The organism is Xanthobacter luteus, from assembly GCF_040049235.1.
Lineage (GTDB): Bacteria > Pseudomonadota > Alphaproteobacteria > Rhizobiales > Xanthobacteraceae > Xanthobacter.
Window position 1 is genome coordinate 293,000 of sequence record NZ_JBDZDO010000003.1, and the last position, 22,826, is coordinate 315,825.

General features: G+C 71.4%; 20 protein-coding genes. 5 read left to right on the top strand and 15 right to left on the bottom strand.

Annotated elements, in window-relative coordinates:
* Positions 1-117 precede the first annotated feature (117 nt).
* From ABLE88_RS12415 to thiE, 4 genes are all read left to right on the top strand, one after another.
* Positions 118-1,614: an FAD-linked oxidase C-terminal domain-containing protein gene (locus tag ABLE88_RS12415; RefSeq protein ID WP_348831996.1), complete on the top strand. Its 1,497-nt coding sequence runs from the start codon at positions 118-120 to the stop codon at positions 1,612-1,614.
* 48 nt (positions 1,615-1,662) lie between these two features.
* Entirely contained in the window at positions 1,663-2,886 is a 1,224-nt protein-coding gene (gene glcE / locus ABLE88_RS12420) for a glycolate oxidase subunit GlcE (protein ID WP_348831997.1), read from the top strand.
* 214 nt (positions 2,887-3,100) lie between these two features.
* The gene (glcF, locus tag ABLE88_RS12425) at positions 3,101-4,429 is read left to right on the top strand and encodes a glycolate oxidase subunit GlcF (RefSeq protein ID WP_348831998.1); all 1,329 of its coding nucleotides are present in this window, start codon (positions 3,101-3,103) and stop codon (positions 4,427-4,429) included.
* A 233-nt stretch (positions 4,430-4,662) separates the two neighbouring features.
* A complete protein-coding gene (thiE, locus tag ABLE88_RS12430; RefSeq protein ID WP_348831999.1) occupies positions 4,663-5,319 on the top strand; it encodes a thiamine phosphate synthase in 657 nt (218 codons plus the stop codon).
* Between the two features lie 56 nt (positions 5,320-5,375).
* Here the strand turns inward: thiE and rpe are convergent, their stop codons facing one another.
* The 8 genes from rpe to ABLE88_RS12470 all read right to left on the bottom strand — a co-directional run bounded on the left by rpe (position 5,376) and on the right by ABLE88_RS12470 (position 14,760).
* Positions 5,376-6,068, bottom strand: a complete 693-nt coding sequence (rpe, locus tag ABLE88_RS12435; RefSeq protein ID WP_348832000.1) for a ribulose-phosphate 3-epimerase — start codon at positions 6,066-6,068, stop codon at positions 5,376-5,378.
* 206 nt (positions 6,069-6,274) lie between these two features.
* The gene (fba, locus tag ABLE88_RS12440) at positions 6,275-7,339 is read right to left on the bottom strand and encodes a class II fructose-bisphosphate aldolase (RefSeq protein WP_348832001.1); all 1,065 of its coding nucleotides are present in this window, start codon (positions 7,337-7,339) and stop codon (positions 6,275-6,277) included.
* 221 nt (positions 7,340-7,560) lie between these two features.
* Positions 7,561-9,618, bottom strand: coding sequence for a transketolase (tkt, locus tag ABLE88_RS12445; protein WP_510182894.1), 2,058 nt, complete (start codon positions 9,616-9,618; stop codon positions 7,561-7,563).
* Positions 9,619-9,813: 195 nt separating this feature from the next.
* On the bottom strand, positions 9,814-10,689 hold the full coding sequence (locus ABLE88_RS12450; RefSeq protein WP_348832003.1) for a phosphoribulokinase: 876 nt from the start codon (positions 10,687-10,689) through the stop codon (positions 9,814-9,816).
* Between the two features lie 17 nt (positions 10,690-10,706).
* Positions 10,707-11,810 (bottom strand): class 1 fructose-bisphosphatase, encoded by a 1,104-nt coding sequence (locus ABLE88_RS12455; protein ID WP_348832004.1) that lies wholly within the window; start codon positions 11,808-11,810, stop codon positions 10,707-10,709.
* A 74-nt stretch (positions 11,811-11,884) separates the two neighbouring features.
* Positions 11,885-12,829: a CbbX protein gene (gene cbbX / locus ABLE88_RS12460; protein ID WP_348832005.1), complete on the bottom strand. Its 945-nt coding sequence runs from the start codon at positions 12,827-12,829 to the stop codon at positions 11,885-11,887.
* A 58-nt stretch (positions 12,830-12,887) separates the two neighbouring features.
* The gene (locus tag ABLE88_RS12465; protein ID WP_348832006.1) at positions 12,888-13,283 is read right to left on the bottom strand and encodes a ribulose bisphosphate carboxylase small subunit; all 396 of its coding nucleotides are present in this window, start codon (positions 13,281-13,283) and stop codon (positions 12,888-12,890) included.
* 10 nt (positions 13,284-13,293) lie between these two features.
* On the bottom strand, positions 13,294-14,760 hold the full coding sequence (locus ABLE88_RS12470; RefSeq protein WP_348832007.1) for a form I ribulose bisphosphate carboxylase large subunit: 1,467 nt from the start codon (positions 14,758-14,760) through the stop codon (positions 13,294-13,296).
* A gap of 107 nt (positions 14,761-14,867) precedes the next feature.
* Between ABLE88_RS12470 and ABLE88_RS12475 the strand changes: the two genes are divergently transcribed.
* Complete coding sequence (locus ABLE88_RS12475; protein ID WP_348832008.1) at positions 14,868-15,782, top strand: LysR family transcriptional regulator; 915 nt, start codon at positions 14,868-14,870, stop codon at positions 15,780-15,782.
* An 80-nt stretch (positions 15,783-15,862) separates the two neighbouring features.
* Here the strand turns inward: ABLE88_RS12475 and ABLE88_RS12480 are convergent, their stop codons facing one another.
* From ABLE88_RS12480 to ABLE88_RS12510, 7 genes are all read right to left on the bottom strand, one after another.
* A complete protein-coding gene (locus tag ABLE88_RS12480; RefSeq protein WP_348832009.1) occupies positions 15,863-16,687 on the bottom strand; it encodes a phosphodiesterase in 825 nt (274 codons plus the stop codon).
* Positions 16,688-16,692: 5 nt separating this feature from the next.
* Entirely contained in the window at positions 16,693-17,739 is a 1,047-nt protein-coding gene (locus ABLE88_RS12485) for an ABC transporter ATP-binding protein (protein WP_348832010.1), read from the bottom strand.
* Entirely contained in the window at positions 17,736-18,545 is an 810-nt protein-coding gene (locus tag ABLE88_RS12490; protein ID WP_348832011.1) for an ABC transporter permease, read from the bottom strand. Before ABLE88_RS12490 ends, ABLE88_RS12485 begins: the two co-directional genes overlap by 4 nt.
* A 5-nt stretch (positions 18,546-18,550) precedes the next feature.
* The gene (locus ABLE88_RS12495) at positions 18,551-19,369 is read right to left on the bottom strand and encodes an ABC transporter permease (protein ID WP_348832012.1); all 819 of its coding nucleotides are present in this window, start codon (positions 19,367-19,369) and stop codon (positions 18,551-18,553) included.
* Between the two features lie 200 nt (positions 19,370-19,569).
* Positions 19,570-20,583, bottom strand: coding sequence for an ABC transporter substrate-binding protein (locus ABLE88_RS12500; RefSeq protein ID WP_348832013.1), 1,014 nt, complete (start codon positions 20,581-20,583; stop codon positions 19,570-19,572).
* A gap of 11 nt (positions 20,584-20,594) precedes the next feature.
* The gene (locus ABLE88_RS12505; RefSeq protein ID WP_348832014.1) at positions 20,595-21,713 is read right to left on the bottom strand and encodes a LacI family DNA-binding transcriptional regulator; all 1,119 of its coding nucleotides are present in this window, start codon (positions 21,711-21,713) and stop codon (positions 20,595-20,597) included.
* A 274-nt stretch (positions 21,714-21,987) separates the two neighbouring features.
* A complete protein-coding gene (locus tag ABLE88_RS12510; RefSeq protein ID WP_348832015.1) occupies positions 21,988-22,653 on the bottom strand; it encodes a hypothetical protein in 666 nt (221 codons plus the stop codon).
* Positions 22,654-22,826: the final 173 nt, after the last annotated feature.

The window sequence follows — 22,826 nt, forward strand, 5'->3', positions numbered from 1 at the left end:
AACGCCGATCCTTTCCAATTTCGAAACGACTTTATCCCAACAGGCAACAATGAGCGACAGCTTTTGCCTCTGAACCGATTATAGTGGCGCCGAATAGAACCGTTAAAGGATGCCGCCATGACGGGCCTCAGGCTGCCGGAAGCGGATGAACGGGTGCTGGCCCGCCGGGAGGAAATCGTCGCCGATCTTCGGGCCATCGTGCCCGGCGAAGGGGTGATCGCCGGCGCGCGCGAGATGCGCCCGTACGAATCGGACGCGCTCACCGCCTACCGCCAGCTGCCGCTGGTGGTGGTGCTGCCCTCCACCACGGCGCAGGTGGCGGCGGTGCTCAAATATTGCCACGACAACGAGATCCGCGTGGTGCCGCGCGGCGCCGGCACGTCGCTCTCCGGCGGGGCGCTGCCGCTCGAGGACGCGGTGCTGCTCGGCATGGGCAAGTTCAACGCCATCCTGGAGGTGGACTACGCCAACCGCTGCGCCGTGGTGCAGCCGGGCGTCACCAATCTCGGCATCACCCGCGCGGTGGAAGCCGACGGCTTCTATTATGCCCCGGATCCGTCCTCGCAGATCGCCTGCACCATCGGCGGCAATGTGGGCGAGAATTCCGGCGGCGTGCACTGCCTGAAATACGGCCTCACCACCAACAACGTGCTGGGCGTCGAGCTGGTGCTGATCACCGGCGAGATCGTGCGGCTCGGCGGCAAGCATCTCGATGCCGGCGGGCTCGACCTGCTCTCGGTGGTGATCGGCTCGGAGGGCCTGCTCGGCGTCGTCACCGAGGTCACCGTGCGCCTGCTCAAGAAGCCCGACACCGCCCGCGCGCTGCTGGTGGGCTTTCCGACCTCCGAGGATGCGGGCGATTGCGTGGCGCGCATCATCGGCTCCGGCATCATTCCGGCCGGCATCGAGATGATGGACAAGGACGCCATCGCCGCCGCCGAGGCGTTCGTGAACGTCGGCTATCCGCTGGACGTGGAGGCGCTGCTCATCGTCGAGCTGGACGGGCCGGAGGCGGAATGCGCGCACCTGCTCGGCGAGGTGGAGGCGATCGCCCGCGACTGCCGCGCCTCGACCCTTCGCGTCTCCACCAGCGAGGAGGAGCGGCTCGGCTTCTGGGCCGGGCGCAAGGCCGCCTTCCCGGCGGTGGGGCGGCTGTCGCCCGATTATCTGTGCATGGACGGCACCATTCCGCGCAAGGAGCTGCCTTTGGTGCTGGCGCGCATGCGCGAGATGTCGGCGCGCTACCGGCTCAGGGTCGCCAACGTGTTCCATGCGGGCGACGGCAACCTGCACCCGCTGATCCTCTACGACGCCAACCAGCCGGGCGAGCTCGACGCCGCCGAATCCTTCGGCGCCGACATATTGCGCCTGTGCGTGGAGGTGGGCGGCGTGCTCACCGGCGAGCACGGCGTGGGCATCGAGAAGCGCGACCTGATGCCGGTGATGTTCAACGAGGTCGACCTCGCCCAGCAGCAGCGCCTCAAATGCGCCTTCGACGACAAGGGCCTGCTCAATCCCGGCAAGGTGTTCCCGACGCTGCACCGCTGCGCCGAGTTCGGCCGCATGCATGTGTCGGGCGGCGCATTGCCCTTCCCCGATCTGCCGCGCTTCTAGCGCGCGGCGTCCCTGCCTTCATCGAACCCCGGACGGCGCGGCTCGACCATGAGCGACACCAGTGGCGACATCATCACCCCCTATGACGAGGCCGGCGTCGCCGACGCGGTGCGCGCCGCGCGTGCCGAGCGCAAGAGCCTGGAGATCGCCGGGCGCGGCACGCTGCGCAGCCTCGGCCGCCCGGTCCAGACTGCGCGCACCCTCGATTTGTCGCAGCTCGCGGGCGTCACGCTCTACGAGCCGGAGGAGCTGGTGCTCTCGGCGCGGCCCGGCACGGCGCGCGCCGAGATCGAGGAAATGCTCGCCGCGCGCGGGCAGATGCTGGCCTTCGAGCCCGCCGATCTCGGTCCGCTTTTGGGCGGGGACGCAGGCGCCGGCACGTTCGGCGGGATGTTCTGCGTGAACCTTTCCGGCCCGCGGCGCATCAGCCACGGCGCGGTGCGCGATCACGCGCTGGGGGCGCGGGCGGTGTCGGGGCAGGGCGAGATCTTCAAGTCCGGCGGCCGGGTGGTGAAGAACGTCACCGGCTACGACTTGCCGCGGCTTTTGTGCGGCGCCTTCGGCACGCTCGCGGTGATCACCGAGATCACGCTGAAGGTTTTGCCGCGCCCGGCGACCCAGGAGAGCGTTCTGGTGGCGGGCCTGTCGCCCGCGCGCGCGGGCGAGGCCATGAGCGCGGCCATGGGCTCGTCCTGCGAGGTGTCGGGCGCCGCCTTCCTGCCCGCCGACGTGGCGGCCCGCGTGCCGGGGCTCGCCGGCGCCGCGGACGCCGTGGTGTTCCGGCTGGAGGGGGTGGCCCCCTCGGTCACGGCGCGGCGGGCGATGCTGCTGAAGGTGCTCGCCCCGTTCGGCGCCGGCGCGGTGATCGCCGAGGAGGCCTCGGTGGCGCTGTGGCGCGCGGTGCGCGACGCGGCGCCGTTCTGGGGCACCGGCGGGCGCGCGGTGTGGCGCATCTCCACCACCCCCACCGGCGGGCCGCTGCTGGGGGCCGCCCTGTCGCGCGCGCTGGGCGCGCAGACCTATTGCGATTGGGCGGGCGGGCTCGTCTGGGCCTGCCTTCCCGGCGCCGAGAGCCATGCGGACGCGGTGCGCGCCGCGCTCGCGCCCTTTGGCGGCCACGCCACCTTGATCCGCGCCGAGGCGGCGGAGCGGGCGCGCGTGCCGGTGTTCCAGCCGCAGGCGCCGACGCTCGCGGCGCTCTCCGGCCGCGTGAAGGAGAGCTTCGATCCGGCACGGGTGCTCAATCCCGGCCGCATGCATGCGGGGGTGTGAGATGGCGCGGAACATGGCGATCGCCGGGGCACCCCCCACCCCGTCCCTCCCCCGCAAGGGGGGAGGGGGTGCATCGTTCCAGCGGAGAGCTCTCGTCGCCATCCCGCACGCCGCGGAACCCTCCCCCCTTGTGGGGGAGGGCAGGGTGGGGGGTGCCGGCCCCGCCGCCCCCTCCGCGATCATCTCCACCGCTCCCTCGCGTCACGGCTGAGCCATGCAGACCCACTTCTCCCTCGCCCAGCTCGCCGATCCGCACGTCCAGGAGGCGAACGACATCCTGCGCAAGTGCGTGCATTGCGGCTTCTGCACCGCCACCTGCCCCACTTACGTGCTGCTCGGCGACGAACTCGACAGCCCGCGCGGGCGCATCTACCTGATCAAGGACATGCTGGAGAACGGCCGGCCGGCGACCGCCGAGGTGGTCAAGCACATCGACCGCTGCCTCTCCTGCCTGTCCTGCATGACCACCTGCCCCTCGGGCGTGAACTACATGCACCTGGTGGACGGGGCGCGCGTCCACATCGAGAAGACCTACCGGCGCCCGTTCGCCGACCGCATGATCCGCGGCCTGCTGGCCAAGGTGCTGCCCTATCCCGCGCGCTTCCGGCTGGCGCTGCTCGGCGCCGCCGTGGGCAAGCCGTTCGCAGGGCTCTTTGCAGGCGTGCCGGGCCTGAAGCCGCTCGCCGCCATGCTGCGCCTCGCCCCCGGTTTGCCGCACGGGCCGAGCGCGGCCGGGCAGCCCGGCACGACGCCGGCCCAGGGCCCGCGCCGCGCCCGCGTGGCGCTGCTGCAAGGCTGCGCCCAGCCGGTGCTGCGGCCGCAGATCGATGAAGCGGCAACCCGGCTCCTCACGCGCCTCGGGGTGGAGGTGGTGCGGGTCGCCGGCGAAGGCTGCTGCGGCGCGCTGGTGCACCATATGGGGCGGGAGGACGAGGCGCTCGCCTTCGCCCGCCGCAACGTGGACGCCTGGGTCGCCGAGATGGAGGGGCCGGGCCTCGACGCCATCGTCGTCACCGCCTCCGGCTGCGGCACGCCGATCAAGGATTACGGCCACATGCTGCGCCTCGATCCGGCCTATGCGGAAAAGGCGGCGCGGGTCTCGGCCATCACCCGCGACGTGAGCGAGGTGCTGGCCACACTGGACCTGCCCGCAGCGCCCGCGCCCCTCGGCCGCCGCGTCGCCTACCACGCCGCCTGCTCGCTCCAGCACGGACAGAAGGTGAAGGGTCCGCCCACCGCGCTGCTCAGGCGCGTCGGCTTCGAGGTGGCCGAGCCGTTCGAGAGCCACATCTGCTGCGGCTCGGCGGGCACCTACAACATGCTGCAGAGCGACCTCGCCGGCGCCCTGAAGGCGCGCAAGGTGGGCCACATCGAGGCGCTGAAGCCCGACATCATCGCCACCGGCAATATCGGCTGCATGACGCAGATCGGCTCGGGCACGGACATCCCCGTGGTGCACACGGTGGAACTGCTCGACTGGGCGACCGGCGGGCCGGCGCCCGAGGGGATCGGCGCGGGAGCCGGCGCGACGAAGGCGGCGTGAGCTTATGGTCCGTTTCGGCGAAAACCATGGGCGGCGGCGATTCGGGACTTTGGCCGCAAGCGACGTTTCATGCGGGCTCGGGTTCGGATAGAGCCGGACGTGATCTTCGCCCTCCCCGCCGGTGGGGAGCCGGGCGGTGCCGGGGAGAGCCCGCCGCCCTCGGGCAAGAAAGAACGAGGCGGGGCGCCGGTGAAGACCCTGCGCCGCGCCGGCCGCAAACCCAGGACCGAACGATGCCCCAGTCCTTCGACCTCACGCTCTATCTGGTCACCGATCCGCGCCAGGTGGCCGCCCGCGGGCTCGCGGCGACGGTGGACGCGGCGGTGGCCGGCGGCGCCACGCTGGTGCAGCTGCGCGATCCCGATGCCCATGGCCGCGACCTGGTGGCGCAGGCGCGCGCGCTGAAGGCGCTGCTGGCGCCGCGCGGCATCGCGCTGATCGTCAATGACCGGGTCGACGTGGCCCATGCCGCCGGCGCGGACGGCGTCCATCTGGGCCAGGACGACCTGTCGCCCCAGGCCGCGCGCGCGATCCTGGGACCGAAGGCCATCGTCGGCCTTTCCGTGGGCACGCCGGCGGAATTTTCCGCCTCCGATATGTCCGGCGTCGACTATCTCGGCGTCGGGCCGGTGCGCGCCACCGGCACCAAGGCCGATGCCGGCGCCGCCATCGGACCCGAGGGCGTCGCCGCCGTGCGCGCGCTCGCGACGCTTCCCATCGTCGGCATCGGCGGCATCGACGCGGATCTCGCCGGCGCCGTGATCCGCGCCGGGGCGGACGGGGTCGCCGTGGTCTCCGCCATCTGCGCCGCCCGCGATCCCAAAGCCGCCGCGGCGGCCCTCAGGGCGGCGATCTCCGCCGCGCGCCGCCCTCCGGGCGAATCCGCCTGAGGCGGCGGCGAGCCTCCGAACCAACCCGCTGGGCGAGCGCCGGGCGATGGCGCGCCTCACGCCGCCCGCGCCGCGCCGAGGCCCGCTTCGATCTCCCGCGTCATGGCGGCGATAGTGGCGCCATAGTCCGACGCGCCGAAGATGGCGCTGCCGGCGACGAAGGTGTCCGCCCCCGCCGCCGCGATGGCGGCGATGTTGTCCACCTTCACCCCGCCGTCCACCTCCAGGCGGATGTCGCGGCCGCTGGCGTCGATCCGCGCGCGGATGCGGGCGAGCTTGTCGAGCGCGCCGGGAATGAAGGCCTGCCCGCCGAAGCCGGGGTTCACCGACATCACCAGCACCAGGTCCAATTGGTCCAGCGTGTGATCCAGCACCGCGAGCGGCGTCGCGGGGTTCAGCACCAGGCCCGCCTTCAGCCCCCTGGCGCGGATCAGCTGGAGCGAGCGGTCCACATGCTCGCTCGCCTCGGGGTGGAAAGAGATCAGGTCGGCGCCGGCGTCCGCGAACGCCTCGATCATTCCGTCCACCGGCTTCACCATGAGATGCACGTCGATGGGCGCGCGCGTGAGCGGGCGCAGCGACTTCAGCACCAGCGGGCCGATGGTGAGGTTGGGCACATAGTGGTTGTCCATGACGTCGAAATGGATCCACTGCGCCCCGGCTGCGAGCACGGCGTCCACCTCGGCGCCGAGGCGCGCGAAGTTGGCCGAGAGGATGGACGGGGCGATGACGGGCGACTGGCGGGCCATGGGATTCTCCTGAACCACTGAACGGGCCGAGGCGGTACTTCGTGCCCCGGCCGACGGGAGCGATCGGCGCAAGGGTGCGCCGAAGGCGGCTCCTTCCGCGCGGCCCCGGAAAGAGCCGGCTTCGCCGACCTTTCCCCTGGACCCCGGCTCGGCGCTCCGGCTTTGCCGTCGCTGGTCCGGGGAACGGCGCCTCGGTGCGCCGCCTCTCAGTGCACCACCTGGCTCAGCGTGCCGGATGCGTAGCGCCGCGCCATGTCGTCGAGGTCGATGGGCCGGATCTTGTCCGCCTGCCCCGCCGCGCCGAACGCCTCGAAGCGGGCGACGCAGACCTTCTTCGCCTCGTCCATGGCGGCGGCGAGGAACTTGCGCGGGTCGAACTCGGATCGGCTCTTCGCGGCCACGCGCCGCATGCCGGCGGTCATGGCGAGGCGGATGTCGGTGTCGATGTTCACCTTGCGCACGCCGTGGCGGATGCCCTCCTGGATCTCCTCCACCGGCACGCCGTAGGTCTCCTTGATGTCGCCGCCATGGGCGCGGATCTCCTCCAGCAGCTCCTGCGGCACCGAGGAGGAGCCGTGCATCACGAGGTGCGTGGTGGGGATGCGCTGGTGGATCGCCTTGATGCGGTCGATGGCGAGGATGTCGCCGGTGGGCTTGCGGGTGAATTTGTAGGCGCCGTGCGAGGTGCCGATGGCGATGGCGAGGGCGTCGCACTGGGTCGCCTTGACGAACTGCGCGGCCTCGTCCGGATCGGTGAGCAGGTCCTCGCGCGCCAGCTTGCCCTCGGCGCCGTGGCCGTCCTCGGCCTCGCCTTGGCCGGTCTCCAGCGAGCCGAGGCAGCCCAATTCGCCCTCCACCGACACGCCCACCGCGTGCGCCAGCTCGGCGACGCGGGCGGTCACCTGGACGTTGTAGGCATAGTCCGCCGGGGTCTTGCCGTCCTCCTTCAGGGAGCCGTCCATCATCACCGAGGAGAAGCCGGACCTGATGGCGCCGATGCACACGGCGGGCGAGGCGCCATGGTCCTGGTGCATCACCACCGGGATCTCGGGATAGGCCTCCACCGCGGCCGCCACCAGGTGGCGCAGGAACGGCTCGCCGGCATATTTGCGCGCCCCCGCCGAGCCCTGCAGGATCACCGGCGAGGAGGTGGCGCGGGCCGCCTCCATGATCGCCTTGATCTGCTCCATGTTGTTCACGTTGAAGGCCGGCAGGCCATAAGAGCGCTCCGCCGCATGGTCGAGCAGCTGGCGCAGGGAAACGAGGGCCATTTTCCTCTCCTTCTGGATTCGATCGTTACCGTTGCTGTTCCCCGGACAAGCGACAGCGCAGCTGGAGCGCGGATCCGGGGAACAGGGCAGAAGTCGGCGCCGCCGGCTTCTGCCCAGAACGCTGCGGATCAAGGCGCCTTCGGCGAACTTCTGCGCTTGCGTCCCGGCTTTCCTTCCACTGCGCGTCCGCTCCGTTTCGGTCGGCCGGGAGACGAGGAGCCTCACCCCAGCGCCCGCTTCACCGCCTCCACCACCTTGTCCGCCGTCAGGCCGAACAGCGGCCACAGGTCCTTCTCCGGCGCGCTCTCGCCGAAGCGGTCGATGCCGAGCGCCGTGATGCCGTCGCCGCGGGTGCCGCACAGGCCGCGCCAGCCGCGGGTGACGCCGGCCTCCACCGTCACCACCGGCACGCCGCGCGGGAACAGGGCGGCGCGCGCGGTCTCGGGCAGCGCCTCGAATCGCTCGCGGCAGGGCATGGAGACGATGCGGGTGGCGATGCCTTTCAGCTCCAGCGTGTCGGCGGCGGCGACCGCCAGCGGCACTTCCGAGCCGGTGGCCACCAGCACGCAGCGCACGCAGCCCTCGCTCTCGCGCAGCACGTAGGCGCCGTCGGCGATGGCGGCCGCCTGTTCCGCCGTGCGCGGCTGGCCGGGCAGGTTCTGGCGCGACAGGATGAGCGCGGACGGCCCGTCTTTGCGCGCGAGCGCCGCGCCCCAGGCTTCGAGCGTTTCCACCGCGTCGCAGGGGCGCCAGACGTCGAGGCCCGGGATCAGGCGCAGGCTCTCCACATGCTCCACCGGCTGGTGGGTCGGGCCATCCTCGCCGAGGCCGATGGAATCGTGGGTCAGCACGTAGATCACCCGAAGGCCCATGAGCGCGCTCATGCGGATGGCGTTGCGGGCATAATCGGAGAACACCAGGAAGGTGGCGACGAAGGGGATGAAGCCGCCGTGCAGCGCCACCCCGTTGGCGATCGCCGCCATGGCGAATTCGCGCACCCCGTAGAACACCTGGTTGCCGGCGGGATCGCGCGTCACCGGCTTCGAGGTCGGGTAGGTGGTGAGGTTGGAATGGGCGAGGTCCGCCGAGCCGCCGAGCAGCTCGGGCACGATCGGCGCCAGCGCGGCCAGCGCGGCCTGGCTCGCCTTGCGGCTGGCCGTGGTCTCGCGCTTGTCCATGGCGGCATCGAGCGCCGCCGCGAAGACGCTGGCAAAGCCCTCCGCGAGGTCGCCCGACAGCCGGCGGCGGAAGTCCGCCGCCTCGGCGGGATAGGCGCGCGCATAGGCCGCCATGCGCGCCTCCCAGGCCGCCTGGCGGGCGGCGCCGGCCTTGCGCGCGTCCCATTGGGCATAGACCTCCGCCGGCACCGCGAACGGCGCGTGGTCCCAGCCCAGCGCGGCGCGGGCGCGGGCGATCTCGTCCGCCCCGAGCGGCGCGCCGTGGGTGTCCTGGTGGCCCTCTTTGGTGGGCGCGCCGCGGCCGATGGTGGTGCGGCAGCAGATGAGCACGGGCCGCGCGGGGTCGGCGAGCGCGGCGGTGATCGCCGCGTCGAGGGCGGCGGGGTCGTGGCCGTCGACGCCGCGCAGCACCTGCCAGCCATAGGCTTCGAAGCGGGCCGGGGTGTCGTCGGCGAACCATTCCTCCACCTTGCCGTCGATGGAGATGCCGTTGTCGTCCCAGAAGGCGACGAGCTTGCCGAGGCCGAGCCTTCCGGCGAGCGAGCACGCCTCGTGGCTGATGCCTTCCATGAGGCAGCCGTCGCCCAGGAACACAAAGGTGCGGTGGTCGACGATGGCAAGGCCGGGCCGGTTGAACTGGGCCGCCAGCGTCTTCTCGGCGAGCGCCATGCCCACCGCATTGGCGAGCCCCTGGCCGAGCGGGCCGGTGGTGGTCTCCACCCCCGGCGTCAGGCCGTATTCCGGATGGCCGGGGGTCTTCGCATGGAGCTGGCGGAAGCGCCGCAGCTCGTCCTTGGGCAGGTCGTAGCCGGTGAGGTGCAACAGCGCGTAGAGCAGCATGGAGCCGTGGCCGTTCGAGAGCACGAAGCGGTCGCGGTCGGGCCATGACGGATCGGCGGGATTGTGCCGCAGGTGGGAGCGCCACAGCACCGCGGCGATCTCCGCCATGCCCATGGGCGCGCCGGGATGGCCGGACTTCGCCTGCTCGACCGCGTCCATGGCGAGCGCGCGCAAAGCGGCGGTGACGGGCCAGCCGAGCGCGCCGGGGGCGCGGTCCACGGCGGCGGGCGGGGCCGCCAGGGGCTCGGCGGCGGCGCTCATCGGGGTCATGGCGGTCCTCCTCGTGCGGTTTCTGTGCGGCGGTCGGGGACATCCCCGCCCCCTGCCCCGCCCCGCAAGGGGGAGAGGTGTTTCATTGCGCCCCTCGCCGAAGCGGGAGGAATTCTCTCGCGGCCGCCCCTCCCGCGGGCGGGGCGGGGCGGGGGAGCGGGTGCCGCGCCGCTATGGCGCGCGCCCTCACCCGGCCCGGTGCTTCCTGTCCATGAGCTTCAGGATCAAGGGGGTGAGCAGGAGCTGCATGGCGAGGTCCTGCTTGTTGCCGGGGATGACGATGGAATTCGCCCGCGACATGAAGCTGTTCTGGATCATCGACAGCAGATAGGGGAAGTCGATCCCGCGCGGGGTCTTGAAGCGGATCACCACCATGGATTCGTCCGGCGTCGGGATCCACCGGGCGACGAACGGGTTCGAGGTGTCCACGGTGGGCACCCGCTGGAAGTTGATGTCGGTCTCGGTGAATTGCGGGCAGATGTAGCGCACATAGTCCGGCATGCGCCGCAGGATGGTCTCGGTGACATCTTCGGTGGAATAGCCGCGCGTCGCCTTGTCCCGGTGGATCTTCTGGATCCATTCGAGGTTGATGACCGGAACAACGCCGATCTTCAGGTCGGCGTGGCGGGCGACGTCGACGCCCTCGGTGATCGAGGCGCCGTGCAGGCCCTCGTAGAACAAGAGGTCGGTGCCCTCCTCGATGTCCGTCCAGGCGGTGAAGCGGCCGGGCTCGGCGCCGTAGAGCTTGGCCTCCTCCGCGTCGTGGACATAGTGGCGGGCGCGCCCCGTGCCGTGGGCGCCATAGTCGCGGAACAGCGCCTCGAGCTCGGGCAAAAGGTTGGTCTCGGGCGAGAAGTGGCTGAAGTTGCGGTTGCCCTTCTGGCCCTCCTCGGCCATCAGCTGGCGCATCTCATAGCGGTCGTAGCGGTGGAAGCTGTCGCCCTCCACGAACGCCGCCTTCACGCCCTCGCGGCGGAAGATCTGCTCGAAGGTGCGCTTCACCGAGGTGGTCCCCGCGCCGGACGAGCCGGTGACGGCGATGATGGGGTGCCGGACGGACATGGGTTTTTCCTTCCGGCTCAGATGAACAGGCCGCGCCGCGCGAACAACGGCGCGCGGTCGGCTTCGCCCGCGGGGGCGAGGTGATAGCGCACCACGCGCTCCACCTTGTCCTTGGAGCCGAACACCAGCGGCGTGCGCTGGTGCACCGCGCGCGCCGTCAGATCGAGGATGGGGCTCTTGCCGTCGCTCGCCGCCCCGCCCGCCTGCTCCATGAGGAAGGCGACCGGGAACGCCTCGTAGAGCAGGCGCAGCCGCCCCTGGCCGTAGCCCTTCCTGGCATCGCCCGGATAGAGATAGACCCCGCCGCGCCGGAAGATGCGGTGCGCGTCCGCCACCATGGAGGCGACCCAGCGCATGTTGAAGTCGCGCTCGCGCGGACCCTCGCGGCCGGCGATGCAGTCGTCCACATAGAGCCGCACCGGCGTGTCCCAATGGCGGTAGTTGGACATGTTCACCGCGAACTCCGCGGTGCCCTGGGGCACCTGCGCCGCGGCGTCCGCGAGGCGGAAGACGCCTTCGGCGTCGAGCGCGAACTGCCAGGTGCCGGCGCCCACCGTGAGCATCAGCGCCACGTGCGGGCCGTAGATCACATAGCCCGCCGCCAGAAGCGCGCGCCCGCTCTGGAGGAAGGCCGCGGGCGCCGCGCCGTCGAGGCCCTCGGGGCGCGGCAGCACGGCGAAGATGGTGCCCACCGACAGGCAGGTGTCGATGTTGGACGAGCCGTCCAGCGGATCGAGCGCCACCACGAGCGGGGCGTCCGCCTTCAGCGGCACCGGCAGCTCGTCCTCCTCGGAGGCGACCGCCGCCACCGGGGCGGCATGGAGCGCGGCGATCAGGATCTCGTCGGCGATCACGTCGAGCGCCTTCTGGCCCTCTCCCGCCTCGCCGGAAGAGAGCGTCGCGCCAAGATCGCCGGCGAGCGGCCCCTCGGCGATGCGCCGGGCGAGCGCCGTCGCGCCGCGCGCCAAGGCGGCAATGGTCGCGGCCACGTCCTGGCGCCGGGCGTCCATGCCGGCCCAGTCGTCGAGGGCGGCGTCAAGCGTGATGCCCCTGACGGGTCCTTTGGCGATAGCGTCGCGCAAGGCCGGCTCGGCCCGGGTTTCGGCGGTGTTCTCCAGCATGGCGGTCTCCCTGAGGGTTTTCCTCCGTGCGGCCCGTTGGCCGGGCCGTCCTGGTGTTTTTGTGCCGGCCGGGCTCAGCCCGGCCCGCTCGGGGCGTCGATGCCGCCCGTGAACACGCGGCTCGCGGTCACGTCTTCCGCGCGGATGGTGGACAACTGGCCGCGGTCGACGCTTCCGGCCGCCTCGAACAGCCGCAATGACTGGCGCAGGCGCATGCGGTCGAAGGCGTTGCGGATCGAACGGGCATTGGCGAAATTGGGCTGGCCCCGGCGCAGCCGCACATAGTCCGCGAGCGCGGCCTGCGCCTCCCCGTCGAAGGCATAGTCGGCGCCCGCCGCCATGGCGGTGGCGATCTGGACCAGTTCGCCGTCGTCATAGTCCGGGAAGTCGATGTGGTGGGCGATGCGCGAGCGGAAGCCGGGATTGCTCTCGAAGAAGCGCTCCATGCGGTCCTTGTAGCCGGCGAGGATCACCACCAGATCGTCGCGCTGGTTCTCCATCACCTGGAGCAGGATATCGATCGCCTCCTGGCCATAGTCGCGCTCGTTCTCGGGCCGGTAGAGATAATAGGCCTCGTCGATGAACAGCACGCCGCCCATGGCCTTCTTCAGGATCTCTTTGGTCTTGGGCGCGGTGTGGCCGATATACTGCCCGACCAGGTCGTCGCGCGTCACCGACACCAGGTGCCCGCGCCGCACATAGCCGAGCCGGTGGAGGATGCCCGCCATCTTCAGGGCCACCGTGGTCTTGCCGGTGCCGGGATTGCCGGTGAAGGCCATGTGCAGGGTGGGAGCGCCCGACGTGAGGCCCACCATCTCCCGCGCCCGGCCCACCACCAGGTGCGCCGCGATCTCGCGGATGCGGCGCTTCACCGGCCTCAGCCCGATCAGGTCGCGCTCGAGCTCGGCGAGGAATTGCGGCACCTCGCTGTCGGCAAAGAGAGCGCCGAGGTCGAGCCGCGCTTCTGCAACGCTCGCCGGCGCCGCAGCGGTCGGAGCGGAAAGAGTTGCGGTGGGCATGGCTCGAACCTCGGCAAGGTTGCGCGGTGGGAACAGCCGCGCTGGTGAAGCTCTCGGGTCAGGCGCCGGCGCGGTGGCGCAAGGCGTAGCGCTGGGTGCGCCCTTCGCCTTCGGTGCGGTCGAGCCGGAAGCCCTTCTCCTGCGCCGGGCGCTGGACGATGAAGGACAGGCGCACGCTCTCCCAGCCGCGGCTGGAATCGAACGCGTTGACCCGCACATAGTGCTCGGGGCTGGCGGCCTTGCAGGCCTCGATCTCGCCGACCACGCCGGCGGCGTCCCTGAGGTCGAACATGGGCGGGCCCCACATCTCCCAGAAGGTGTTGCGCGGGTGGGGGTCGTCCGTGTGCTCCACCGAGACCGCCCAGCCCTGGTCCAAGGCGTATTGAACCTGGGCCGTGACCTGGGCCGGCGTGAGGTCCGGCAGGAACGAGAAGGTGCCCTGGGTGATGCGCATGTTTCCCTCCTCAGGCGACGGACGCGGTGGGCACGAAATCGGACGTGTCGGTGGAGGCGTAGTCGAAGGTGATCTCGCCCCAGGTGTCGAGCGCGGCGCGCAGCGGCTGGCACCACTTGGCGGCGGCGATGAGGATCTCCGGGCCTTCCTTGGCGATGTCGCGGCCCTCGTTGCGGGCCAGCACCATGGCCTCCAGCGCCACGCGGTTGGCTGTGGCGCCCGCCTGGATGCCGTCCGGATGGCCGATCGTGCCGCCGCCGAACTGCAGCACCACGTCGTCGCCGAACAGTTCCAGCAACTGGTGCATCTGGCCGGCATGGATGCCGCCCGAGGCCACCGGCATCACCTTGCGGATGCCGGCCCAGTCCTGGTCGAAGAACAGGCCGCGCGCCAGGTCGCTGCGCGTCGTCGCCTCGCGGCAGACGTTGTAGAAGCCCTGCACGGTCATGGGGTCGCCTTCGAGCTTGCCCACGGCGGTGCCGGCGTGCAGGTGGTCGACGCCGGCGAGGCGCAGCCATTTGGCGATCACGCGGAACGAGATGCCGTGCGTCTTCTGGCGCGTGTAGGTGCCATGCCCCGCCCGGTGCATGTGCAGGATCATGTCGTTCTCGCGGCACCAATTGGAGATCGACTGGATCGCGGTCCATCCGACGATCAGATCCACCATGACGACGCAGGAGCCGAGCTCCTTGGCGAACTGGGCGCGGCGGTACATCTCCTCCATGGTGCCGGCGGTGATGTTGAGATAGTGCCCCTTCACCTCGCCGGTCTCGGCCTGGGCCTTGTTGACCGCCTCCATGCAATAGAGGAAGCGGTCGCGCCAGTGCATGAAGGGCTGGGAATTGATGTTCTCGTCGTCCTTGACGAAGTCGAGCCCGCCTTTCAGCGCCTCATAGACCACGCGGCCATAGTTCTTGCCGGAAAGACCCAGCTTCGGCTTGGTGGTGGCGCCGAGCAGCGGGCGGCCGAACTTGTCGAGCCGCTCGCGCTCCACGACGATGCCGGTCGGCGGGCCGCGGAACGTCTTCACATAGGCCACCGGCAGGCGCATGTCCTCCAGGCGGCACGCCTTCAGCGGCTTGAACGAGAACACGTTGCCGATGATCGAGGCGGTGAGGTTGGCGATCGAGCCTTCCTCGAACAGATCGAGGTCGTAGGCGACCCAGCAGAAATGCTGCCCGCTCTGCCCCGGCACCGGCTCCACCTTGTAGGCCTTGGCGCGGTAGACGTCGGCGGCGGTGAGGCGGTCGGTCCACACGACCGTCCAGGTGGCCGTGGAGCTTTCGCCGGCGACCGCCGCGGCGGCCTCCACCGGATCGACGCCCTCCTGGGGCGTGATGCGGAACAGCGCCAGGACGTCGGTGTCCTTCGGCTGGTAGTCGCCGTCCCAATAGCCCATCTGGGCGTATTTCAGCACGCCGGCGGCGTACCTCTTCTTGGCGTCGGTGATCTGCCCGATGGCGGCGTCGGCACCCATAAGGCGGCCCTCCCTCGTTCGTTTCCGGTTTGTTGAACGAAGGTTGCAGACCGCAGGGCTTCAGGTAAATTTCAATGATGTGAAGACACCATTCAGGAAACCTGAATTTGCCCGCCCACTGGACCCTCCGGCAACTGAAGATCGTGGCGCTGGCCGCGCGCTCCGGCTCCTATGCCAAGGCCGCGCAGGACATGGGTTTGAGCCCGCCCGCGGTGACCGCGCAGATGAAGCAGCTGGAGGCGGATCTCGGCCTGCCGCTGTTCGAGCGCCGCGCGGGGCGCCTGCGACCGACTGCCGCTGGGCGCGAGCTGGTGGCGGCCTATGGCCGGGTGGAGCTGGCGCTGGCGGAGGCGGAACGCTCCATCGAGGCGATCCGCAAGCCCGGCGAGGGCTCGGTGGTGGTGGGGGTGGTCTCCACGGCGAAATACTTCGCCCCCATGGCGCTCGCCGCCTTCCGCGCGCGCCAGCCGAGGATCGAGCTGAAGCTGGTGGTGGGCAACCGGGAGGACATCCTCGCCGGCCTCGAGAGCCTGGAGCTGGACCTCGCCGTGATGGGCCGCCCGCCCGCCGCGCTGGAGGCCGAGACGCTGGTGATCGGCGACCATCCGCACATCGTCATCGCCCCGCCGGGCCACCGCCTGGTGGCGCGGCGGCTGAAGCCCGCGCACCTCTCGCGCGAGCCGTTCCTGATGCGCGAGGCCGGCTCGGGCACGCGCATGCTCATGGCGCGCCTGTTCGAGGAGCATGGCGCCGCCCATCCGCCGCGCGCCATGGAGATCGGCTCGAACGAGACCATCAAGCAAGCGGTGATGGCGGGGCTCGGCCTCGCCTTCCTCTCGGCCCACACGGTGGCGGCGGAGATCGCCGACGGGCGCCTGGTGGCGCTCGAGGTCGAGGGCCTGCCGATCGTGCGGCAGTGGCTCTGCGTGCGGGCGAAGGAGAAGCGCCTGATGCCGGCGGCGCTCGCCCTCATGGATTTCCTGGCGCGCGAGGGCGGCAGCTTCCTGCCGAAGGTGCCGTAGGGCGCGCGCCGCGCCCTTGGACCTGCCGCGCCCTTGGACCTGCCGCGCCGATGGTCCGCCGGGCGCGGCCCGGCGCCGGCTCAGGCGGCCGAGACGATGGCCCGCCCGGCTTCATCGAAGAACGGGAACGGGCCGGGATAGGCGGCGATCTGGCTCACATGGCTCACCAGCCGGTCGCCGGTCCACAGATGCAAGGCGAGCGCGGGCGGCTCCATGTGGAAGGTGGCGGGGCCATCCGGGGAGAGGTCGAGGCTCACCACATGGGCCGGCGCCGGCGCGATGGTGGCGGCGATGCCGGCGAACGTGGTGGTGATCGCCCGGTGCACATGGCCGCAGGCGAGGCCCACCACCTGGGGATGGCGGCGCAGGATCGCCTCCAGCGCCGCGCCGTCGCGCAGGTTCTGGGCGTCCATGTGGGCGATGCCGGTCGTGAACGGCGGATGGTGCAGGAGGACCAGCGCCGGCCGGTCCCGGCCGCGCTCCAGCGCCGCCTCCAGGAAGGCGAGGCCGTCCGCGCCGAGCGCGCCGTGCGCGGCGCCGGGGACCGAGCTGTCGAGCATCACGAGGCTGAGGTCGAACGCGTCCACCACCTGGTGGGCGCGCGGACCGCCTGCGCGCGCCGCCACCTCGGGGAAGGCGGCGAGCAGCCCGGCGCTGGAATCGTGGTTGCCGGGAATGGGCAGCACCGGCATCGGCAGGCGCGCGGCCAGCGCCCGGAAGCGGGCATATTCCTGCGGCAGATCGAGATCCGTGAGGTCGCCGGTGACCACCACCACGTCCGGGCGCGGGTCGAGCGCGAGGATGTGCGAGACCGCCGCCTCCATGTGGCGGGCGGTGTCCACCCGCCCGTAAGCGAGCGCGCCCTCGGGGCGGATGTGGGTGTCGGTGAGCTGGGCGATGAGCATGAGGGTCACACCAGGCTGAAGCGGTCGGGATAAAGGGTGAGGCCGAGGAGCATGCCCGGTGCGAGGTCGACATCGGGCGGCGTCTCCACCACCACGCGGGTGCCGTCGGGGGCGCAGAGCGTCACCTTCTGGCGCGCGCCCTGGAACTGCACCTGCTCCACCTTCAGCACCAGGCCGGAGGGCGGGTCGCGCACCAGGCTCGCCGCCTCCGGGCGGAACACCAGCGCCGCCGCGGCCTGGTCCGGCGCGGCGGACGGCAGCGCCAGGGCACCGGCGGCGCATTCGAAGCGTCCCGCCCGCACCGCGCCCTCGAGCCGGTTGGTGGTGCCGACGAAGGAGGCGACGAAGGCCCCCGCCGGCCGCTCATAGACCTCGCGCGGGGTGCCGATCTGGGCGATCTCGCCCTCGCGCATGACGACGATGCGGTCGCCCAGCGCCAGCGCCTCCGCCTGGTCGTGGGTGACGTAGACCGCGGTGATGGAGAGCCGGCGCAAGAGCGCGTCGATCTCGCCGCGCAGATGCTCGCGCAACGCCGCATCGAGCGCCGCCATCGGCTCGTCGAGCAGGATCGCCTTGGGCCGCACCGCGAGCGCGCGGGCGAGCGCCACCCGCTGGCGCTGGCCGCCGGAGAGCTGGGTGACGCGGCGGGTGGCGAGCGCCTCGATGCGCATCATCTCCAGCACCTCGCCGGCGCGGCGCGCGCGCTCGGCCCGGCCGACGCCGCGCACCCTGAGGCCGTAGGCCACGTTCTCCAGCACGTTCATGTTGGGGAACAAGGCGTAGGACTGGAACACCATGCCCACGTTGCGCTTCTCGATCGGCAGCGCGGTCACGTCGGTGCCGTCGAACAGAATGCGCCCGCCCGCGTCGGGCGACTCCAGGCCGGCGACGATGCGCAGCAGCGTGGTCTTGCCGCAGCCGGAGGGGCCGAGCAGCACCAGGGTCTCGCCCGCCGCCACCGTGAGGTCGAGCCGGGCGAGGGCGCGGGTGCCGTCGGCGAAGGTCTTGCCGCAGGCGGACAGGGTGATGGCGGCGCCGGTCCGGCCGCTCATGGCCGGGCTCCTTTGACGGGCGCGTCGACGAGCGGGCGCCCGAACATCTGCAGCGCCACCAGCAGCGGCACGATCAGCACGAAGAAGATCAGCGTGTAGGCGCTGGCGATCTCGAGCCGCATGGAGGCATAGCTGTCGGCGAGGCCGACGGGCAGGGTCTTGGTGAGCGGGGTGTGCAGCATCCAGGTCAGATTGAACTCGCCGATGGACAGCGTCACCACCATCAGCGCGCCGGCGAGAATGCCGCCCTTGGCGTTGGGCACCACCACGTGGAGGAAGCGCTGGAGCGGCGAGGCGCCGAGCGAGGCCGCGCCCTCCTCCAGCGCCTTCACGTCCACCGCCGCGAGCACCGCCATCACCGAGCGCAGCATGAAGGGCAAAGTGTAGAGCACATGGCCGACCAGGATGAAGAGCGGGCTCATGCGGAACTCGCGGATGCCGCCATAGGCGAGCAGCAGCGCCAGAGCGAGCGCGAGGCCGGGGATGGCGACCGGCAGCGTCACCACCTCCTCCACCAGCCGCGAGAGGCGCGAGGGCTTGCGCGCCAGCGCCCAGGCGGCGGGCACGCCGATGGCCAGCGTCACCGCGAGCGTGCCCAGCGCGATGGCGATGGACAGGCCGATGGTGGACGAATAGAGCGCCAGCACCTCGTCGATCCAGCGCAAAGTGAGGCCCGAGCGCACCCCCTGGAAATAGTTGACGGTGACGCCCGCCAGCAGCGAGGCGAGCGCCGGCACCAGCAGGAAGGCGGCGCAGGCGAGCGTCACCAGCAGCTGCAAGGCGAAGGTGAGGCGGTGCGGCGCCATGGCGCTCACCCCGCCGCCGCGACGCCGGAGCCGGCGAAATTGCGCGTCAGCGCCAGCACGCCCCAGGTGATGAGGCCGAGCGCCAGCGACAGCGCGCAGGCGGTGGCGAAGTTCGCGTTGAGGGTGAACTCGGTGTAGATCGTCATGGCCAGCACGTCGATGCGGGTGGCGAGCGTGAAGGCGGTGCCGAACGCGCCCATGGCGGTGGCGAAGGCGATGGCGCCGGACGCGATCAGCGCCGGAGAGAGACCCGGCAGGGTCACGTCGCGCAGCACCGCGAGCCGGCCCGCGCCGAGCGAGCGGGCGGCCTCCTCCAGCGCCGGATCGAGCTTCTCCGCCGCCGCCATCAGCGTCACCAGCACCCGCGGCAGCGAGAAATAGAGATAGCCCGCGAACAGCCCGCCCATGGAATAGGCGAACACGATCTTCTCCAGTCCGGCCGACTGGGACAGCCCGCCGATGAGCCCCTGCCGGCCGGCCAGAAGGATGATCATGAAGCCCACCACCACGCCGGGAAAGGCGAGCGGCAGCGTGAGCAGGGAGACCAGCAGCGCGCGGCCGACGAAGCGCGTGCGCGAGAGGAACAGCGCCACCACGGTGCCGAGCGCCAGCGTCGCCAGCGTCACCCCGGCGGACAAAGCGAGGGTGGAGACGAGGGTGCGGAAATGACGCGGATTGGTGAGGATCGCGAGATATTCCGCCGTCCCGTTCGGCCCCGATCCCGCCACCAGCACCAGCTGCGCCAGCGGCAGCACGAAGAACGCCGCCGCGAACGCCAGCAGTGGCATCAAGAAGACGAAGGCGAGGCGGTCGGCACTGGGCATGGGCACTTCCGATGGGGCTTCGGGCCTTTCCGTCCGCGGCCGGGCGCGGGCATCGCGCGGGGGGCCTTGGCGTCTCCCCTCCCCCTTGTGGGGAGGGGCGCGGAGGGGTGTCGTATCGCTGGGGAACCGCCGCGCCGGCGCGCCCCCCGCTCGAGCCCTCCCCCGCAAGGGGGAGGGGACACCGTTGTGCGGGCGCAGCCTCACTTCACCTCGTTGAGATACGCCTCGGCGAAGCCCTTCTGGGCCTGCTCCATCTTGGCATAGTCCACCGGCTTGGCGCGGGCATAGTCGGCGGCCGGCAGGAATCGCTCGGCGACATCCTTCGGCAGCTCGATGGCCCGCGCCGGGCGCAGATAGGCCTTCGCCCACATGGCCTGGCCCTTGTCGGAGAGCACATAGTCGAGGATCTTTTTGGCCGCCTCCGGATGGGGGGCGCCCTTCACCATGGACATCACGTAGGGCACCACCACCGTGCCCTCGCAGGGGATCACGAAGGCGAAATTGCCCATGTCCGAATAGCGCGCGCGATAGGCGTTGAAGTCGTAGTCGAACAGGATCGGGATCTCGCCCGAGATCACGCGGGCGTAGGAGGTCTGCTTCGGCACGATCGGCTGGTTGGCCTGCAGCTTCTTGAAGAAGGCGACGCCCGGCTTGAAGTCGTCGAGCGAGCCGCCCAGGGCGCCGTTCACCGCCACCGCGCCCACATAGCCCACGAAGGCGGAGGTGGGGTCGAGATAGCCGACCAGGCCCTTGTATTCCGGCTTCAGCAGGTCCGCCCAGCAGGCCGGCACCGGGGTCTTGCCGAGCGCGTCCTTGTTGATGAACAAACCGAGCGTGCCGGAATGGATGGTGAACCAGTGGCCCTCGGGGTCCTTCAGGCCCGCCGGGATCTCGGCAAATCCCTTGGGCTGGTAGGGCTGGGTGACGCCGGCGTCCTTGGCCTTGATGCCGAAGGTGACGCCGAGATAGGTGACGTCCGCCACCGGGCTCGCCTTCTCGGCGATGATCTGGGTCAGCGACTGGCCGGAATTCTTGTTGTCCTGCGGCACGTCGATGCCGGTGTCGGCCTTGATGGCCTTCAGCATGGCGCCCCAGTCGGCCCATTCGGGTGGGCAGTTGTAGCAGATGGCGTCGGCGGCGCGGGCGGGCGCGGCGGCCAGCAGCGCGCTCGCCAATGCGCCGGCGATGACGGCGGGGGTCACGAGGCGAAGCATGTGCGTTGTCCTCATTCGGATGGCGTTGCAGGTGACGCGGAGGGTGACGCGGAGGGGGACGGGCACGCATCGTCGGTCCGGCGCGGGGGCGCGCCGGGCAAGGCGCCTGGGACGGCACCGGGTGCGGCGGCCAGCGTGCCGCCCGGGCGCAGCTTGAAGGGCAGCCGTTCCGGGGTCGGGCCGGCCGCGCCTTCCAGCATCTCGAAGATCTTCTCCACTGCCCGCTCGCCCATGCGGCGGGTGGGGGTGTCGACGGTGGCGAGCGTGGGAAAGACCGCGCCCGCGAGGGCGATGCCGTCGAAGCCCGCCACCGAGACGTCCTCGGGCACCTTGAGCCCGAGGCCGCGCAGCGCCCCCATCACCGAGAGGGCGAGCAGATCGTTGGAGCACAAGGCGGCGGTGGGCCGCCGGGGGGTGGCGAAGACGTGCGCCAGCGCCGCGCCGTGGCCGGCGGGATCGGCGAGGTAGTCGAGCTCCAGCGGCGGCTCGGCGGGCAGGCCCGCCTCGCTCATGGCGGCGAGATGGCCGAGATAGCGCGCGCGGGCGCGATCGGAGGTGGCGAAGCGCCCGGCCACATAGACCAGGCGGCGGTGGCCCGCGGCGATGGTCGCCTTGGTGAGGGCGAAGGTGGCGGCGGCATTGTCCACCGAGACCGCGGCGCGCTCGGCCCGGCGCGGCTCGTTGTAGATCAGCACGTAGGGGATGCCCCCGGCGTCCAGGCGGTCGAGGGTGGGGTTGTCGTCGGCGTCGGTGACGGTGAGAACCAGGCCGGCGACGCTCTGCGCCACCAGGGTCTCCACCACCTCGGGCTCGCGCGCCGCGTCGTAGTCGGTGGCGGTCAGCAGCAGCGTGTGGTGGCGCCGGCGCGCCTCCGCTTCCATGCCGGCCACCGATGCGGCGAACACCGGGTTGGTGAGGCTCGGGATCACCACGCCGAGGGTGCGGGTGCGCAGCGTCTTCAGCGAGCGGCCGATCTCGCTCGGCCGGAAGCCCAGTTCCTCGACCGCGGCGCGCACCCGCGCCTCCACCTCGGCGCTGGTGCGCGCCGAGCCGTTGATGACGCGGCTCACCGTGGCGATGGAGCAGCCTGCGCGTTCGGCGACGGTGCGGATGGTGACGATGCGCGGCAACGGTCGCTCCCTCGGGCGCGCGCTCGACGGCGCGCCCGGCCCCTGTGGTCGCAAGCCGGGGTGAAGGCAAGCGCCAAGGCGCCTGAAATCGTTTTCACTACCGTTGTAGACACCGCTTGCTACGCCAGTGTGACAGGGGAGGGGAGGACCGAAACGCAGGACGGCGGACGCCCGGAGGCGCCCGCCGTGGGGAAGGGAAGATCAGGGCGGCGAGTCTTCCTTCCTTTCGCGCGCCTCGGGGAAGCCGAGGCGATGGGGTGGCCGCTCCGCCGCGTCAGCCGCGCGGGCGGGGACCGAAGGGCGCGCCGTCCGGCGCCGGACCGTGGCCCCCCTGGGGCGGCGGCGGGGGCACCAGAAGCGGCTCGATGCGCGCAAGACGCGCGAGCTGGTCCGGGGAAAGGCGGGCCTTGAGGACCTCGACCGCGGCGGCGAGCCTGCTGCCGGCTTCGCCGACCGCCTTGGCGCGCGCCGCCATCTCGGTCGACACGGCGAGCGGCGCCAGCGCATCCCGGGGCGCCGGCGGGACCGGCGGGGGAGGCAGCCAGAGCGCCGCCTGCAGGGCGTCGGTATAAGCGCGCCAGGCGTCCAGCTGGTCGGCGCGGATGCCCACGGCGGTCTCCGCCACCGCCAGGTCGCGGGCGAGGCGAAGCGGGTCGGGCGGACCCATCGGCGGGGCGCCGAACGGCGGCTCCAGGAGCGCGCCGGCGAAAGGACCCGCCAGCGGCCGTGCCATCGGGCTGCGCCCGGGGGACGATGCTTCCGCTGGCGCGCCCTCCAGCCAAGCGACCTGGACCGCGCGGCCCGGCGCGGCCGGCCGCTCGGTCTGGGGCCTGCGGTCCTGGATCTTGCCGGCGGGGCTGCCGGCTCCGACCGCGGCCGGCACGCAGAGGGCGAGCACGGCACCGGCGAGCAGGGCCGCCATGAGCATGTTGCGCGACATCGGGTATCCTTCCGGGCGGTTTCGATGCCGCCACCTTGGGCCACCCGTGTTGCCGGCGTAGGTCGACATGTGTCGGAACATCACGGCCGGACCGGCATTTGTATCTTAGTGTTGCTGGATCGGTCGGGGAAACCCGCCGTCACACGTTCGGGTGCTCCCGCGCGCGCGGGATG